Origin of the sequence: Aquabacterium lacunae (genome assembly GCF_004310865.1) — a bacterium.
Lineage (GTDB): Bacteria > Pseudomonadota > Gammaproteobacteria > Burkholderiales > Burkholderiaceae_C > Aquabacterium > Aquabacterium lacunae.
In genome coordinates, this window is record NZ_SIXI01000002.1 from 194,912 (window position 1) to 210,251 (window position 15,340).

Genomic DNA, 15,340 nt, shown 5'->3' on the forward strand with positions numbered 1-15,340 from the left:
ATGAGCAACGACGCAGGAAACTTTCTGCGCAAGATGGTCAAGTTCGTCGCCAACCCGACGACGGACTGGACCGAGCTTGACGGGGCCACCGAGGGCGACCGCGCCAGCGAGTTCGCCAAGGCCGAAATCAAGGCGATGATCGAGCGCAAGCGCCGCAACGATTTCGTGCGCAAGCGCGAACTCGACATGCTGCGCAAGATCCGCAGAGAGGGCCTCAGCCAGGACGCCGCCCTGGCGCTGACAGCCCCCTCGAACCTGGACGGAGACAGCCGCTCCAATTCGGGCGCCCGGTCGGACATTGCCGTGAAGGCCAAGATCGACGAGATCGAACAGCAGATGGTGGGCGCCAGCTCTTCGCAGCGCTCCACGGACGCGCCGCAGCCCGCCGCAGCCACCCGCCCGCTCAGCAGCCTGCCCCCAACAGCATCGCCGCCCGCGGAAGGCACCACGGCGCAACGCCCGCCAGCCCGCGAGCTGCCGCCACTCAGCCTCGACATTTCTGATGAAGTGTTGCAGGTGGCGCGACAGCAACAGCCTCGCACGGTGCATGACCCCCGACCAGCGGCCTCGCCGATGGCACCCAGCGGCTTTGCCAACCCCTTTGCTGTCGATGTGTGCGAAGTGGTGCACGACCCCGACCTGGACGAAGCCGTGATCGCGTTCGCCAACGCCGACTTCGAACAGTGCGAGCAGAGCCTGGTCAACCTGCTGCAGCCTGGCGGCATCAAGCACGAACAGGCCGAAGCGTGGATGGTGCTGTTCGATCTGTACCGTGCGCTCGACCTGCCTCAGCGATTCGACGCCCTGGCCACGGCCTACGCGCACCAGTTTGGCCTGTCGGCACCCCATTGGTACTCCCTGCCCGAGCGCGTGTCGCACCACCTCAGCGAGCAGCCGGGCAACAGCAGCAACCAGCCGCCCACGACGCCACGCCCGCCAGCCGACAGCCAGTTGCCCACCACCCTGGAGGGCTGGATTGCACCGCCTTTGCTGGATGCGGATGGCGTGGGCCGCCTGCGCTGTGAGGTATTGCAGTTGCCCCGCCCCTGGGCCATGGACTGGGCCGGGCTGGAGCGCCTCACCCCCGAAGCCGCAGGGCAACTCAGCCAGTTGTTCCGCCAGTGGGCTCAGGGCCAGGAGCAGATGACCTGGATCGGCATCGACCGCCTCGACGAGGTGCTGAGCGAAGCAGCCCCCACCGGCACCCGCGACGTCGACCCGGCGTTCTGGATGCTGCGCCTGGAAATGCTGCGCCTGTGCAACCGCGCCGACCGCTTTGACGAGGTCGCCATCGACTACTGCGTGACGTATGAACAGTCACCCCCGTCATGGGAGTCGACCAGCTGCCACGTCAAGCTGATGGCCGACGCCACCTGCACGCAAACAGTCTCGCTCAGCCACATCAGCGAGGTGTCGACCAATTTCGTCGAATCACAACTGGCTGACGAAGACATCGCCATCGTTCAGCAAGCCAGTCTGGAGCTGGCCGGGCAACTGGTGGGTGACATCGGCAGCACCCTGAGCGAGCTCGATCGCCAACTGGGGCACAGCCCCCTGGTGCAATTGGACTGCGCCCACCTGATCCGGGTGGACTTCATTGCAGCAGGCGACCTGCTGAACTGGGTGCTGGCACGCCGAGCCGAAAACCGCCAGATCACCTTCCTGAACCCGCACCGCCTGGTGGCCCTGTTCTTCGGCGCCATGGGCATCAGCGAACACGCGAAGATCACGCTGCAGATGCACTGAGGCAGTTCACCCGGTGGGGCCGAAGCCCCAACCGATCAGGCGCCCAGTTTCTGCTCGTGGGCCAACACCAGCAGCCCCTCAAAGATGAGGTGGTCGATCACCTGCACAGGCAGGTCTTCGGCCAGGTGCATGAGCTTGGGGGCCGCGCCACCACTCATCAGCAGCAGCGGCTGGCAGCCCGTGCGCGAGGCCAGGCGCCTGAAATTGCGTTCGATGGCCCCGGCGATGGCGTCCGTGCCGCCGCTGGTGAGTGCGTCGCTGGTGTTGGTGGGAAAGTCGCAGGCCTCACCCATGGGCACTTTCAGGCCGGCGGTGCCGGTTTCCAGCGCCCGCAGCATCAGGCCGAAGCCCGGCATGATCGAGCCACCGAGGAACTTGCCCTCAGGGTCGAGTGCGTCGATGGTCACGGCCGTGCCCACCATGATGACCAGGGCCGGCGCTGACTGACGGCGCGCATGCTGACGAGCGCCCACGAGGGCGGCCCAACGGTCAGCACCCAGGCGCTGCGGGTGGTCGTAGCCGTTGACAACGCCGCCAGCCTCGACACTGGAGACAAGCCAGCGAGGCCGTTGCCCCCAGCGAGCCAGCTGCTCTTCCACCCGTCGTTTGATGGCGTCACCGGCCACCACACACCCCAGCATGCCTTGCGGTTGCGGGTGATGGCGCCAGGCCGTCTCGAACAGGCTGTCGATGTCTTCCAGCACCACCGCGCCGTGATCCAGCAAGGTGGCTTCTGGCGCGACGCGATCGAACAACCCCCACTTGAGGCGAGAGTTGCCGATGTCGATGACCAGGAACGTCATGAATGCAATGAAGTTCGGACTGCGTCTCCACTGGCTGCGCAGGCCCGGATGTTGGCGGCTTGCCTGCCTTGTGTCGACAGGTCGTGGACATTGTGCCTGCGCCCGACAGGGGCTCGACAGCCCCCTCTCTTTTTTTTGGTCGCAACTCCGCCGCTCGGGTGCACGCACGGTGTGAGGTGGGCCCGACACAACGGATTGCCCCAGTGCCTGACTTGGGTTAAATTAGGGTTAACACTGACCCCAAAAGAACCATGACAATCAAACCCATGATGGCCTGGCTGATCGCAGGCCTGTGCGCAGGGCAGGCCCTGGCCGCGGTGAACGTGCGCGGCGTGCAGTTTCCCGACACGGAAGAGGTGGCACAGCAGCACCTCACCATCAATGGTGCCGGCGTGCGTGTGAAGGTGGTGTTCGACATCTATGCGGCCAGCCTCTACCTGCCCAGCAAGCAAAGCACCGCCCAAGGCGTGCTGCAAACCCCCGGCGCCAAGAGCGTGCAGGCGGTGCTGCTGCGCAACCTGACGGCTGACGAATTTGTCGACGCGCTCGTCAATGGCTACCGCGCCAACAACCCAGAGGCCGAGCAGCAGCGCTACAAGGTGCAACTGGAGCAGCTCGAAACCATGATGCTGGGCATGAAGCAGGCCCCCAAAGGCAGCCGCGTGCGGATCGATCTGGTCCCGGGTATCGGCACGCGCATCTACCTGAACGGCCAACGCATGGGTGCTGACATCGCAGGCGAAGGGTTTTACCAGAGCCTTCTTCGCATCTGGCTGGGCCCCAAACCTGTCGATGAAGAGCTGAAGTCGGCCTTGCTGGGTCAACCCTGATTCAGTTCAGGCCCGAGCGGCCGACAATTCAGGCATCGCCCCCTGGGCTCCCCGCCTCGGACACGATGCTCGAACAGCCATTACGCGACCTCGACGCCTGGTGCCGCCACCTGGTTCAGGCTGAACTGCCTGTGATGCAGGATTCGATCGACGAGATCGCCCTGCTGGCCGAGGCCGAAGAGGCCCGGGGCAATGTCGATGCGCACACGCTGGCCCAGGCGATCGGCGGCGACCCCCTGATGACCCTGCGGGTGCTGGTGCATGTGTCGCGCCTGTGCACTCGAAAAGGCGCAGAGCCCCCCGAAACCCTGACCGGCGCCCTGGTGATGCTGGGCATCGCACCGTTCTTCAGGGCTTTTGCCGACTTGCAAGGGCTGCAAACCCACTTGACCGAGCACCCCGAGGCCCTGGAGGGACTGCAGCGCACCTTGATGAGGGCTCGCCGCGCAGCCCACCACGCTTACCACTGGGCCTTGCACCGGCAAGATGAAGACGCCGAAATCATCTACCAGGCCACTTTGCTGCACGATGTGGCCGAACTGATGATGTGGTGCCATGCGCCCCGACTGATGCTGCAGGTCGAGCGCCAGCTGGCCGCTGACCACACGCTGCGCTCGGGTGATGTGCAGCAAGCCATGTTGAACGTGAACCTGAGCGACCTGTCACAGGCCCTCATGCGCCAGTGGCACCTGCCCGGCCTGCTGATCGAAGTGACCGACGACCGGCACGCCGAGCACCCGAGGGTGCGCACCGTGATGCTGGCGATGAGGCTGGCTCGGCATACCCAGTATGGCTGGCTCACCCCGAACGCGCAGGCAGCGCTGCCGGACGACATCCAGGACATCGCCCGCCTGTTGAACCTGTCAAACCAGGCGGCTTTGCGCAAGGTGCAGGACACTGACCTCAGCCTGGGCCTGGCCCACGGCGGTGAGACCTCAGCGCAGGGTGACGGCTGAGCGCATGGCCTGAACGGCGCCAGCGCCAATCGAGGCACCAAAACGCTTGGCCAGGCGTTCGGCCAGGTTTTCCTTGACCGTGTAATCGATCACGTCTTCGGCCTTGATCACATCGCGGGCAATCTTGTCGAGGCTGCCCAGGTGGTCGGCCAGGCCCAACTGAACGGCCTGCTCGCCATTCCAGAACAGGCCAGAGAACGTGTCTTCGTTTTCCTTGAGACGCTTGCCACGGCCTTCTCGCACCACCTTGATGAACTGCTGGTGGATCTGGTCCAGCATGGCCTGGGCATAGGCCTCCTGCTGCTCGTTGCGCGGCGAGAACGGGTCGAGCATGCCCTTGTTGGCGCCAGCCGTCATGAGGCGGCGTTCCACGCCGAGCTTGTCCATGACCGAGTTGAAGCCGAAGCCGTCCATCAGCACACCGATGGAGCCCACCACCGAGGCCTTGTCCACCCAGATCTCGTCAGCGGCCACCGCGATGTAGAAGGCCGCCGAGGCGCACATTTCCTCGCACACGGCATACACCTTCTTCTTGTGCTTGGCCTTCAGCCGCCGGATCTCGTCATGGATCAGGCCCGCCTGCACCGGGCTGCCGCCCGGAGAATTCAGCCGGATGACGACGGCTTTGGCGCCCTCGTCTTCGAAGGCGCTGACCAGCGCAGCGTTGAGCCCATCGGCGTTGGCCTCCGATTCGGTGGCGATCTCACCGCGCACTTCGACCAGGGCCGTGTGGGGGGTGACCGGCGCCGTGGCCGAAGGCATGGACTGGTGCGTGGCCCACAGGCTGGACAGCAGCAGCCCCGCGAACAGCACACGCCAGAACCAGCGCCAGCGGGCCTGGCGCTTCTGCTCAGCGAGGTAGGCACGGGCGAACTCAGCGATCAGCTGCTGCTGGGCTGCGGGGGTGGGGTCTTCCAGGCTCATGGCACAGAGGCTTCGGTGAGGTCAGAACACAGGTTGGAAACGGTCGGAAGGCAGCCAGAACACCTGACCACCCTCTTCTTTCAGCGGCACGGACACCAGGCGCTTGCCGGTGCAGGGCCCCATCAGACACTGGCCATGGGCAGGCTCGTACAAGGCGCCATGCACCGAACAGATGATGAACTTTTGCTCATGGTCCCAGAACTCGCCGGGTTGCCAGTCGAGTTCGGTGGGCACGTGGGCGCAGCGGTTCAAGTAGGCCACAGCCTGCTGGTTGGCGCGCACCGCAAAAGCGGGGGCCGTGCGCCCGTATTCCAGCACCTCGAACAGCACCGAGCCCTCGCGCTCGCGCAAATCGGCCGACACGCACAGGAACTGGGGCGCCAGGTTCAGATCAGGCATGGTCCTTCAACCACTGGTGCAACTCGGCCACCGAATGGGCCACCAGGCGGGTGTCGAAGCTGGCGAAGGCGTCGGGCTCGTGGGCACCGTAGCTGACGGCGATCGACGCCGTGCCTGCGTTGGCTGCCAGCTGCAGGTCGTGGGTGGTGTCGCCGATCATGAGCGTGCGCTCAGGGTCGACGCCGAACTCACGCATGAGTTCCTGCAGCATCTGCGGGTGGGGCTTGGAGCGGGTTTCATCGGCCGTTCGGGTGCCATCAAACATGCCGCGCAGTTCCACGTGCTGCAAGGCCTCGTCCAGGCCCTGGCGGCTCTTGCCGGTGGCCACGGCCAGCCAGTGCTGGCGCGCGCGCAAGTCGGCCAGCATGGGCAGGGTGCCGTCGAACAGGCTCAGCATGTGCTGGCTGGCGAAGTAGTGATGCCGGTAACGGTGCCCCAGTTCGGGCACGCGGGCCGGCTCCAGGGTGGGTGCCACGTGGGCCAGTGCGTCGTGCAGGCCCAGGCCGATCACGTAAGCAGCATCGCTTTTCGGGGGCACCGGCAGGCCCAGGTCGCGGCAGGCGTTCTGGATGCAGCCCACGATCAGGGCAGTGGAATCGAACAGGGTGCCGTCCCAATCGAAGACGATCAGGTCGAACTGGCGGGGGCGGAAATCACTCACAGCAGGGCCTCGCGGTACGACATCAGGCGCCAGACGCGGCCTGGCGGGCCTGGAGATGATCCACCAGGCCCTGACATTCTGCAGGCAGAGGGGCTTGCAGGCTGACTTCTTCACCCGTGGCCGGGTGGGGAATGCGCAACGAGCGGGCGTGCAGGAACATGCGGTCGAACTTGGCACCGGGCAGCTGCTGCCCGCGGGCCATGGCCTTGTTCAGGGCGAAATCTCCGTATTTTTCGTCACCGACGATGGGGTGGCCTTCGTGGCACAGGTGCACACGGATCTGGTGGGTTCGGCCGGTCTTGATGGTGACGTCGAGCAGGCTGAAATCACCGAAATCGTTCACCACATGCACCAGGCTGATCGAGCGGCGGCCTTCGTCGGGGTCGGCAACGGCCATCACCCGACGCTCGCCTTCGGCGGTCAGGAATTTGTGCAGCGCCACATCGACCACCTTCTTGCTGCGCGGCCAGGCGCCGATCACCAGCGCGGCGTAGGTCTTGTGGGCGGTGCGCTCGCGGAAGCAGTCTTGCAGGCGGGTCAGCGCACTGCGCTTTTTGGCCACCAGCAGCACGCCCGAGGTTTCCTTGTCGAGTCGGTGCACCAGTTCCAGGAACTTGGCCTGGGGGCGGGCGCGGCGCAATTGTTCGATCACGCCAAAGCTGACCCCGCTGCCCCCATGCACCGCCACGCCGGCGGGCTTGTTGATGGCCAGGAAATGGTCGTCTTCGAACAACACCGGAAATTCGCGAGCCGGCACGCTGCTGGCTTCGGTTTGCGGCTCGGGCAGGCGCACCGGGGGCACACGCACCTCGTCGCCAAGGCTCAGGCGCGTGTCGGCCGAGGCCCGGGCCTTGTTCACCCGCACCTCGCCGCTGCGGATGATGCGGTACACCAGGGGCTTGGGCGCCCCCTTGAGAATCTTGGTGAGGAAGTTGTCCAGACGCTGGCCGTCGCTGCCCTCGTCAATGCGCACGTATTGCACCGACGCCACAGGCTGTTTCACTTCTTGAGACGATTTTTTCGCGCCTATAATGGGTTTGGCCACGTTCGAGTGCTGTGTTGTGATTTGATGAATTGCAATGCAGGCCAGGCCCGGTGGACAGTGTACCTTTCAGAACTTCGGTACGTCGCCGGTTGCCTCCATGAGAACGGGCTGCGGCAGGTGCGCCTGCCAACGTGAAAGATGGTGATGCAGCACCCCTGCCCCCGTCGAGAAGCCCGCCCAAGGTGCGGTCTTGCGACGCCGGTGGTGGTGTCAGATGACACATCGATCGAACTCATACACAAGGTTTTGGGCGCCAGCGAGCCCGCCGGTCTCCGGCAAGACGCTGGCACCCGCGTCAACAGTCGAACGCAAGATGGGGCCTTTCAAGGCAAGCGCTGCTGATACCCCTCGCCTGGCCGCCCGCCGTACCCCGGTGGGGCTTGCCTGTGAGCGAGTGTGGTCGCCGCTTCCCGTGGTGAAACGCCCCATGCCCCCCGCCCTCCCCCTGCCCGATCAACCCTCCGGTGGTGCTTCTGCGCCCCGGGCGGCGTTTGGCCGTGGGGCGAGCGGGCCTGCGTTCACTCTGCTGGCGCACGCGCCCCTGCTGCACTGACCTGCGCTTCACCGCCAGCACGCCAGTTCCAGCCCAGGCAATTCCTTCACCGGTTCGTTCGTGTTGATTCGTGCATGACAAGGGTTGCCGGCCCGCAAGGCTGGCAATTGAATGAGGCTGCGCCCGGCGCCATCCCGGGCAGGCCTCGTTGTGTCACTGGAGTGCACATGAAGCGCATGCTGATCAACGCCACGCAGCCCGAAGAACGGCGCCTGGCCATTGTTGACGGACAGAAACTGCTCGACTTCGAGACCGAAATCGAAGGGCGCGAACAGCGCAAGGGCAACATCTACAAGGCCGTGGTCACCCGGGTCGAGCCCTCGCTCGAGGCCTGTTTCGTCGATTACGGCGAAGAACGCCACGGCTTCCTGCCGTTCAAGGAAATCTCCCGCCAGTACTTCAAGGAAGGCGTGGAAGTTCGCTCGGCCAAGATCCAGGACGTGATCAAGGAAGGCCAGTCGCTGCTGGTGCAGGTCGAGAAGGAAGAGCGCGGCAACAAGGGCGCTGCCCTGACCACCTTCGTCTCGCTGGCCGGCCGTTACCTGGTGCTGATGCCCAACAACCCCCGCGGGGGTGGCGTGAGCCGTCGCATCGAAGGCGACGACCGCGAAGAGCTCAAAGAAGCCATGGATCAGCTCGAATACCCCAAGGGGATGAGCCTGATCGCCCGCACCGCCGGCATCGGTCGCACCGCCGCCGAGCTGCAGTGGGACCTGAACTACATGCTCAAGCTGTGGACGGCCATCGACGAAGCCTCCCGCGAGGGCAAGGGCGCCTTCCTGATCTATCAGGAATCGTCGCTGGTGATCCGCGCCATCCGCGATTACTTCACCTCCGACATCGGCGAGATCCTGATCGACACGGACGACATCTACGAGCAGGCCAAGCAGTTCATGCTGCACGTCATGCCCGAGACGGCCAACCGTGTGAAGCGTTACCGCGATGACGCGGCACTGTTCTCGCGCTTCCAGATCGAGCACCAGATCGAAACGGCCTTCAGCCGCACCGTGAACCTGCCTTCGGGCGGCGCCATCGTGATCGACCACACCGAAGCCCTGGTGGCCGTGGACGTGAACTCGGCGCGCGCCACCCGTGGCGGTGACATCGAGGAAACCGCCTTCCGCACCAACCTGGAAGCGGCCGACGAAATCGCCCGCCAGATGCGCCTGCGCGACCTGGGTGGTCTGATCGTGGTCGACTTCATCGACATGGAAGAGAGCAAGAACCGCCGCGAAGTCGAGCAGCGCCTGCGTGACGCCCTGCGCTTCGACCGTGCCCGCGTGCAGTTCAGCACCATCAGCAAGTTCGGCCTGCTGGAAATGTCGCGTCAACGCCTGCGCCCTGCGCTGAGCGAAGGCAGCCACATCACCTGCCCGCGTTGCAACGGCACCGGCCACATCCGCGACACCGAGTCGTCGGCGCTGCAGATCCTGCGCATCATTCAAGAAGAATCGATGAAGGACAACACCGCCGCCGTGCACGTGCAGGTGCCGGTGGAAGTGACCTCTTTCCTGCTGAACGAAAAGCGCACCGAGATCACCAAGATCGAACTCAAGCAGCGCGTGACCGTGCTGCTGGTGCCCAACCGCCACCTCGAAACGCCCAACTACAAGCTGGAGCGCCTGCGCCATGACGACCCGCGCCTGGAAAACATCCAGGCCAGCTACGCCATGGTGGAAGACGTCGAGGAAGACGTGGGCATCACCCGCCGTGAAAAGAGCGCCAAGCCCAAGCAGGAGCCGGTGATCAAGGGCGTGCTGCCCGACCAGCCGGCGCCCGTGGCACCGCCCAAGCCTGAACCCGCTCCGGCGCCGGCCCCTGTGGCCGTGGCGCCGACACCGGTGGCGCCTGCCCCGGTGGCCCCCGCCCGCAACGGCGGCTTCTTCGGCTGGGTCAAGCGCTTGTTCAGCGCGCCTGAGCCCTTCGTGGCCGCACCCGCACCCGCACCGGCACCGGTGGCCGCCCCTGTGGCAGCCCCTGCCGCCGACACCGACAGCGAAGGCAAGAGCGGTGGCCGTGGCCGCCGTGACGGCCAGCGCCAGGGTGGCCGCGACGGCAACCGAGAAGGCCGCCGCGGTGAGCGTGGCGAACGCAGCGAAGGTGGCAACCGCCGCAGCCGCGAAGAGCGCGCCGACCGCCCGGCCAGCGCCGAAGGCGAAACCCGCGAAGAGCGCGGCAGCCGCAACCGCCGTGGTCCGCGTGAAGAGCGTGGCGACCAGGCCGGCACCGAGACCCGCGCCGAAGGCCAGGCCCGTGACGGCAACCGCCGCCGCCGTGAACGGGGTCCGCGCGAAGCCCAGGCCGAGGGCCTGAGCAGTGAAGCACTGGACACCCGCGTGAACACGCTGGTGAACGCCGAAGGCGTGGAGGTGCCAGTTGCCAGCGCCGATGAAGCCGCAGCAGAGGCTCGTGAAAATGGCCGTCGCCGTCGTCGTGGTGGTCGTGGCCGCGGAGGCGAGGGCAGCGAGGCACAGGACGGCGCAGAGAACGGTACAAACAACGGCACCGAGCTGAACACTTCGACCGACAACGCCTCGGAGGGTGCGGAAGGTTCTGCCCCGGACGCCGAAGGCGAAGACGGTGGCCGCCGTCGTCGCAGCCGTGACCGATACCGCCGCGGCGAACGCCGTGAGCGCACTGAAGGTGATGGCGCTGATGCCGGCGAAGCCGCTGAAGCCGGCCTGTCGCTGGCGCTGCCGTCGGGCACCGACGACACCGGACCGTTCAGCCTGGCGCCTTCAAGCGAACCGACAGTTCAGGCGGATGTCACGCCGGCCGCCGCCGATGCGGCGCCGATCGCTGCGCCGCTGGTGCAGGCCCCAGAGGCACCCGCTGCCGCTGCCGCTCCCGTGGTCGAGGCCTACACCCTGAACCTGGAAACCCTGAGCCAGCTGGCCCAGAGCGCAGGACTGGAATGGGTGAACTCGGACGCAGACAAGGTGCGGGCGGTGCAGGAAGCGATTGCCGCTGAGCCCAAGCCGGTGCATGTGCCGCGTGAACGCAAGCCGATGGTGGTGGTGGACGATGGCCCGCTGATTCTGGTCGAGACCCGCAAGGACCTCAGCCAGATCAAGCTGCCGTTCGAAGAGAGCGCCGCCTGACCGGCCTTGGTCTTCTGTGACCACGAAAAAGCCCGGTGCATGCACCGGGCTTTTTTCATGGGCTGCGGATTGGCTGCCGCGGGCGCTGAGTCTCAGGGCCGCGCGGCGACCTCTGGCACCAGTGACGCGTCCTGCACCGCAGGACAAGCCATCTGGAATCGCATGCCCTTCAGGAACGCACGTCGGGCCGTGCCTGCAGTGATGGCTGCCTGCACCTTGCGCGAATGACGCTCGGCGCCGCTGAGCTTGCGAACCCACCCACGGAAGGGCACGATGCCCTCGGTGGTGTTGCGCAGCGCCCCCACCGCGGCCTTCTTGGCCTCTGCAGTGCCTTTGTCAAGCAGGCTCTCTTCAGCCCCAGGCGGGGCATCGTAGTCAGGCCCCAGGACTTCATTGAGTGCCTGCAACTCGGCAGTCAAGCCAGGGCAATCGGAGGTGACAGGGGCGGCATACGGCCCTTGCTGGGCCTTGATCAGAGGGGCAGGGATCTCCGCCTTGAGCAGGTTCAGGTCACTCAACGGCGCGGTGGCCGCGTCTGTCACACTTTTCTGGTCGCGGCTGGCACATGCCGCCAGGCTGGCCACCGCCAGCACCAGCAGGGCATGGCGGGCCATGCGCAGGGTGGTTTTCATCAGTTCTCCCGAGGTTTCAGACGAGGCACACGCCGCACGGTGCAGCACACGCCCTGGCTTCACAGGATACGACCTTGCAAGCCCAAAGCGATGGCCTGACTGCGTCGCAGACGCCACACCCGGGTGCCTTCGTCGTAGGTGGCACCCGCCGCCTTGAGCTTGCGGTGCATCTGGCGCTCGGCCAGGCCCACCTTCAAGGAGACCAGGTCATCGGCCCCCGCACCGCTGGCGGGTGGCTCCGGACGCTGCACCGCCGCAGCCAGCGGCTCATCGGGGTGCTCGGCCAGCAGCTCGACCGTGGTGTAGCGCTGCCCGCTGCGCGGGTCGATGCGCACGCGCACGGCCACCAGGCGGTCACCATGCTGGCGCACCCAGGCCGCAGCACCTGGCTGGCCGGGTAACCACGTTTCCATCAGGGGCGCAGACAGCACGCTTTCGTGCACGGGGCGTTGGTCGGCCACATGGGGCGCAGGCAGATCATGGGCCTGCTCCACCCCGGTGGTCAGCGACGAATCAGCAGGTTGGTGCATGAGCCCCCTCCTCTCAGCGCGGCAGCTTGCTCAGCGCCTGCAGGTAGGGCCCGTGCACCATCAGTTCGTCCCAGGCCATGGGCGCAGTCTGAGGCAGCAGGTCGAGGCGGCGGGCTTCGCTGTCGGCACTGGCCTCCCATTCACCGCGGGCCAGAGCGGCTTGCAGGCCATCGAGCAGGGCATCAACGGCCTGGCCGCCCTTGAGCGACTGGTTGCACAGCAGCACCAGGTCACAGCCTGCGTTCAGCGCTGCAATCGCACCCTGGGTGTGGCTGCCAGCCACGCTGGCGCCTTCCATCGACAGGTCGTCGCTGAAGATGGCGCCCGTGAAGCCCAGTTGAGCCCGCAGGATGTCCTGCAGCCATTTCTTGGAAAAGCCTGCCGGGGCCGCATCGACCTTGGGGTAGATCACATGGGCGGGCATCACGCTGGTCAGCACCGTGCTGAGCCATTCGTAAGGCTTGGCATCATCGGCCAGGATGGCCTTGAGGCTTCGCTTGTCGACCGGGATCTCGGTGTGCGAATCAGCGGCCACAAAGCCATGGCCGGGGAAGTGCTTGCCGCAGTTGGCCATGCCAGCGTGCAGCAGCCCCTGCATCACGGCGCGGGCCAGCATGGTCGCCACCCGGGCGTCGCCGTGGAAGGCACGGTCACCGATCACGCCGCTGGGGCCCCAGTCGAGGTCGAGCACCGGGGTGAAGCTCATGTCCACACCGCAGGCGCGCAGTTCGGCGGCCAGCACATAACCACAGGCACTGGCGGCATCCATGGCCAGCATGGCCCCCGTGCCTTCTGCCTTGCGGCCATCATTCATCCACATCTCGCCCAGGGCGCGCATGGGCGGCAGGTGCGTGAAACCATCGGTGCGGAAACGCTGCACGCGGCCGCCTTCGTGGTCGACGCTGATCAGCACATCCGGGCGGATGGACTTGATCTCGGCACACAGGGCTGTCACCTGGGCACGGCTTTGCCAGTTGCGCCCGAACAGGATCAGGCCGCCCGTGAGCGGGTGCTGCAGCCGGCGGCGGTCGTCGTCGTTCAGGCTCAGGCCTTCGATGTCGAGCACCACGGGGGCGTGCGCCACAGCGTCACGGGTGGGCTTGGATGCAGGCTTGGCGGCGGTCTTTGCAGCGGTTTGGACGGCAGAAGGCTTCTTGGACATGGTGTTCACAGGGTTTCAACCACGACGAAGGCCAGGGCGTGATCGACCTCGTCGGTCACGGTGACATGGGCCTTCCACTGGTGCTGGGCGAACCAGTCGGCCAGCTCGTCGTGCAGACGGATTTCAGGGCGCCCGCTGGGGGCGTTGAGGATCTCGCAGCGCCGCCACGTCATGGGCATGCGCATGCCCAAGCCAATGGCCTTGGAAAAGGCCTCCTTGGCGGCGAATCGGGTGGCCAGGTAACGCACGCCACGGGCAGGCACCTTGGCCAGGCGCTGCTGGAACACCAGCAGCTCGTTGGGACCCAGCACCTTTTCAGCGAATCGCAGCGTCTTGCGGTCCAGCGTCTGCTGGATGCGGCGGATGTCGCACAGGTCGGTGCCGATGCCCACGATCATGGCTGGCGGCTCCGGATGATCTCGGCCTTGAAGTCGGCAATGGCCCTGGACAGGCCCACCATCAGGGCATGGCCGATCAGGGCGTGGCCGATGTGCAGCTCTTGCAGCTCGGGCAAGGCAGCCACCAGGGCCGTGCTGCTGGTGCGCTGGGCCGGGGGCATCCAGGGCATGGCCGGGCCGGTGTCGCTCAGGGCCAGCCCGTGGCCCGCATGGGTGCGCAGGCCCAGGCTGTGGGCGTGGGCAATGCCAGCCTTCAGGCGGGCCAGTTCGGCCTGCACGGCCGCTTCGTCTTGCGCCCACCAGGCATTGGCCAGGGCGCCGGTGTGCAGCTCGATCACGGGGGCGCCCGCCTCGGCCGCCGCACCGATCTGGTCCAGGTCGGCACCGATGAACAGCGACACGCGGCTGCCCACGGCGGCCAGGCGCGCGCAGGCATCTTTCACGCGCGGCAGTTGACCGCGCACGTCCAGACCGCCCTCGGTGGTGATTTCCTGGCGGCGCTCGGGCACCAGGCACACGTGCTCGGGCTGGATGCGCTCGATCAAGGCGACCATTTCGTCGGTCACGGCCGCCTCGAAATTCAGCGGCGCCTTGATGTGGGCCTTCATGCGCTCGACATCCACGTCCTTGATGTGGCGGCGGTCTTCGCGCAGGTGGAAGGTGATGATGTCAGCACCGGCTTCCACAGCCACCTGGGCCAGGGCCACCGGGTCGGGGTACAGACCACCCCGCGCGTTGCGCACGGTGGCCACGTGGTCGATGTTCACGCCCAGCAGCGCGCTGGGGGCATGGGTCCATTGCAGGGGGGACAGGCTCATGGTGCTTGGGTGATGTCCAGCATCAGCTGGCGGGTGCGCAGGGGCTGTGGCCCCACATGATAGTGAAGGACGGCCCGCAACAAGGTGCGCAGATCAGACGAACCCTGTGCACACACCTGCAACAGGGCCTCGGGCATGGGCGACGGTGCGCCATGCAGAAACACGGGGGCCAGTTCAGCCTCCAGGCGCTTGAGCAGCCAGCCGGCCACGGCAGGTTCGTCGTGCGCGGCTTCGGCCACGCCCACATCGGCGCGCACGGTGTACAGCACGTCGTCGTCGAGTTCGGTATTGCGCGCGCTGTGCCGGGCCAGGTCAGGCAAGTGCCCCAGCTGACGCAACAGGATCAGCTCGAAGGCCCGCAACGAAGCGTGCAAGGTGCCCGGGTAGGTCAGCGCAGGCAGCAGGTGGGCGTAGGCATCCCACAACAACGTGAGCTGGTCGTGGCGCGGCAGCAGCCGCATCAAAATTTCATTGGCATAGAAGGCCGGCAACAAGGCCGCGCCACCGGGCCAGGCCGGCCCGCCACCCCACTCGGCCAGGCGCAGCAGCCACACCTCGACCTCGGGCCCCGTCTTGGCACCAAAGCCCACCACGATCTGGTGGAAAGGCATCAGCACCGGGCGCAGCTGCGAATGGGGCCGCTTGGCCCCTTTGGCCACGGCCGACACCCGGCCGAAATCGCGCGTGAACAGGTCGACGATCAGGCTGGACTCGCTCCAGTCGTGGGCGTGCAGCACATAGGCCAGTGTGGGTGGCCGTTGAACCGAGCGCGTGCTCACAGG

General features: G+C 66.3%; 15 protein-coding genes. 4 read left to right on the plus strand and 11 right to left on the minus strand.

Annotated features, from left to right (window positions below; all coding sequences use genetic code 11):
* Positions 1–1,746 (plus strand): STAS domain-containing protein, encoded by a 1,746-nt coding sequence (locus EYS42_RS04665; protein ID WP_130966704.1) that lies wholly within the window; start codon positions 1–3, stop codon positions 1,744–1,746.
* 35 nt (positions 1,747–1,781) lie between these two features.
* On the opposite strand, the gene EYS42_RS04670 is transcribed toward EYS42_RS04665, so the two are convergent.
* Positions 1,782–2,549, minus strand: a complete 768-nt coding sequence (locus EYS42_RS04670; RefSeq protein ID WP_130966705.1) for a type III pantothenate kinase — start codon at positions 2,547–2,549, stop codon at positions 1,782–1,784.
* Between the two features lie 251 nt (positions 2,550–2,800).
* Between EYS42_RS04670 and EYS42_RS04675 the strand changes: the two genes are divergently transcribed.
* Together EYS42_RS04675 and EYS42_RS04680 are read left to right on the plus strand one after the other, a co-directional pair.
* Entirely contained in the window at positions 2,801–3,379 is a 579-nt protein-coding gene (locus EYS42_RS04675; protein WP_130966706.1) for a chalcone isomerase family protein, read from the plus strand.
* A 65-nt stretch (positions 3,380–3,444) separates the two neighbouring features.
* Complete coding sequence (locus EYS42_RS04680; RefSeq protein ID WP_130966707.1) at positions 3,445–4,335, plus strand: HDOD domain-containing protein; 891 nt, start codon at positions 3,445–3,447, stop codon at positions 4,333–4,335.
* Here the strand turns inward: EYS42_RS04680 and EYS42_RS04685 are convergent.
* From EYS42_RS04685 to EYS42_RS04700, 4 genes are read right to left on the minus strand one after another with little or no spacing between them, the layout of a single operon-like run.
* Positions 4,315–5,259 carry a S49 family peptidase gene (locus tag EYS42_RS04685; RefSeq protein WP_130966708.1) on the minus strand — a complete coding sequence of 315 codons (945 nt, stop codon included), beginning with the start codon at positions 5,257–5,259 and terminating at the stop codon, positions 4,315–4,317. The two genes, EYS42_RS04680 and EYS42_RS04685, sit on opposite strands and share 21 nt — an antisense overlap.
* A 21-nt stretch (positions 5,260–5,280) precedes the next feature.
* On the minus strand, positions 5,281–5,658 hold the full coding sequence (locus EYS42_RS04690; protein ID WP_130966709.1) for a Rieske (2Fe-2S) protein: 378 nt from the start codon (positions 5,656–5,658) through the stop codon (positions 5,281–5,283).
* Complete coding sequence (locus tag EYS42_RS04695; protein WP_130966710.1) at positions 5,651–6,319, minus strand: HAD-IA family hydrolase; 669 nt, start codon at positions 6,317–6,319, stop codon at positions 5,651–5,653. Before EYS42_RS04695 ends, EYS42_RS04690 begins: the two co-directional genes overlap by 8 nt.
* A 22-nt stretch (positions 6,320–6,341) precedes the next feature.
* On the minus strand, positions 6,342–7,322 hold the full coding sequence (locus tag EYS42_RS04700; protein WP_342635513.1) for an RluA family pseudouridine synthase: 981 nt from the start codon (positions 7,320–7,322) through the stop codon (positions 6,342–6,344).
* Positions 7,323–8,084: 762 nt separating this feature from the next.
* On the opposite strand from EYS42_RS04700, the gene EYS42_RS04705 reads away from it, so the two are divergent.
* On the plus strand, positions 8,085–11,018 hold the full coding sequence (locus EYS42_RS04705; protein ID WP_130966711.1) for an Rne/Rng family ribonuclease: 2,934 nt from the start codon (positions 8,085–8,087) through the stop codon (positions 11,016–11,018).
* A 92-nt stretch (positions 11,019–11,110) separates the two neighbouring features.
* On the opposite strand, the gene EYS42_RS04710 is transcribed toward EYS42_RS04705, so the two are convergent.
* Genes EYS42_RS04710 through recO form a run of 6 tightly spaced genes read right to left on the minus strand, consistent with a single transcriptional unit; the run spans position 11,111 to position 15,337 of the window.
* Positions 11,111–11,650 carry a hypothetical protein gene (locus EYS42_RS04710; RefSeq protein WP_245503507.1) on the minus strand — a complete coding sequence of 180 codons (540 nt, stop codon included), beginning with the start codon at positions 11,648–11,650 and terminating at the stop codon, positions 11,111–11,113.
* Between the two features lie 59 nt (positions 11,651–11,709).
* Positions 11,710–12,180, minus strand: a complete 471-nt coding sequence (locus EYS42_RS04715; RefSeq protein WP_130966712.1) for a hypothetical protein — start codon at positions 12,178–12,180, stop codon at positions 11,710–11,712.
* 13 nt (positions 12,181–12,193) lie between these two features.
* Entirely contained in the window at positions 12,194–13,342 is a 1,149-nt protein-coding gene (gene nagZ, locus EYS42_RS04720; RefSeq protein WP_130966713.1) for a beta-N-acetylhexosaminidase, read from the minus strand.
* Positions 13,343–13,347: 5 nt separating this feature from the next.
* On the minus strand, positions 13,348–13,740 hold the full coding sequence (gene acpS, locus EYS42_RS04725) for a holo-ACP synthase (RefSeq protein WP_130966714.1): 393 nt from the start codon (positions 13,738–13,740) through the stop codon (positions 13,348–13,350).
* Positions 13,737–14,558 carry a pyridoxine 5'-phosphate synthase gene (locus tag EYS42_RS04730; RefSeq protein WP_130966715.1) on the minus strand — a complete coding sequence of 274 codons (822 nt, stop codon included), beginning with the start codon at positions 14,556–14,558 and terminating at the stop codon, positions 13,737–13,739. Before EYS42_RS04730 ends, acpS begins: the two co-directional genes overlap by 4 nt.
* Positions 14,555–15,337, minus strand: a complete 783-nt coding sequence (recO, locus tag EYS42_RS04735) for a DNA repair protein RecO (protein ID WP_130966716.1) — start codon at positions 15,335–15,337, stop codon at positions 14,555–14,557. Before recO ends, EYS42_RS04730 begins: the two co-directional genes overlap by 4 nt.
* Between the last annotated feature and the right edge of the window lie 3 nt (positions 15,338–15,340).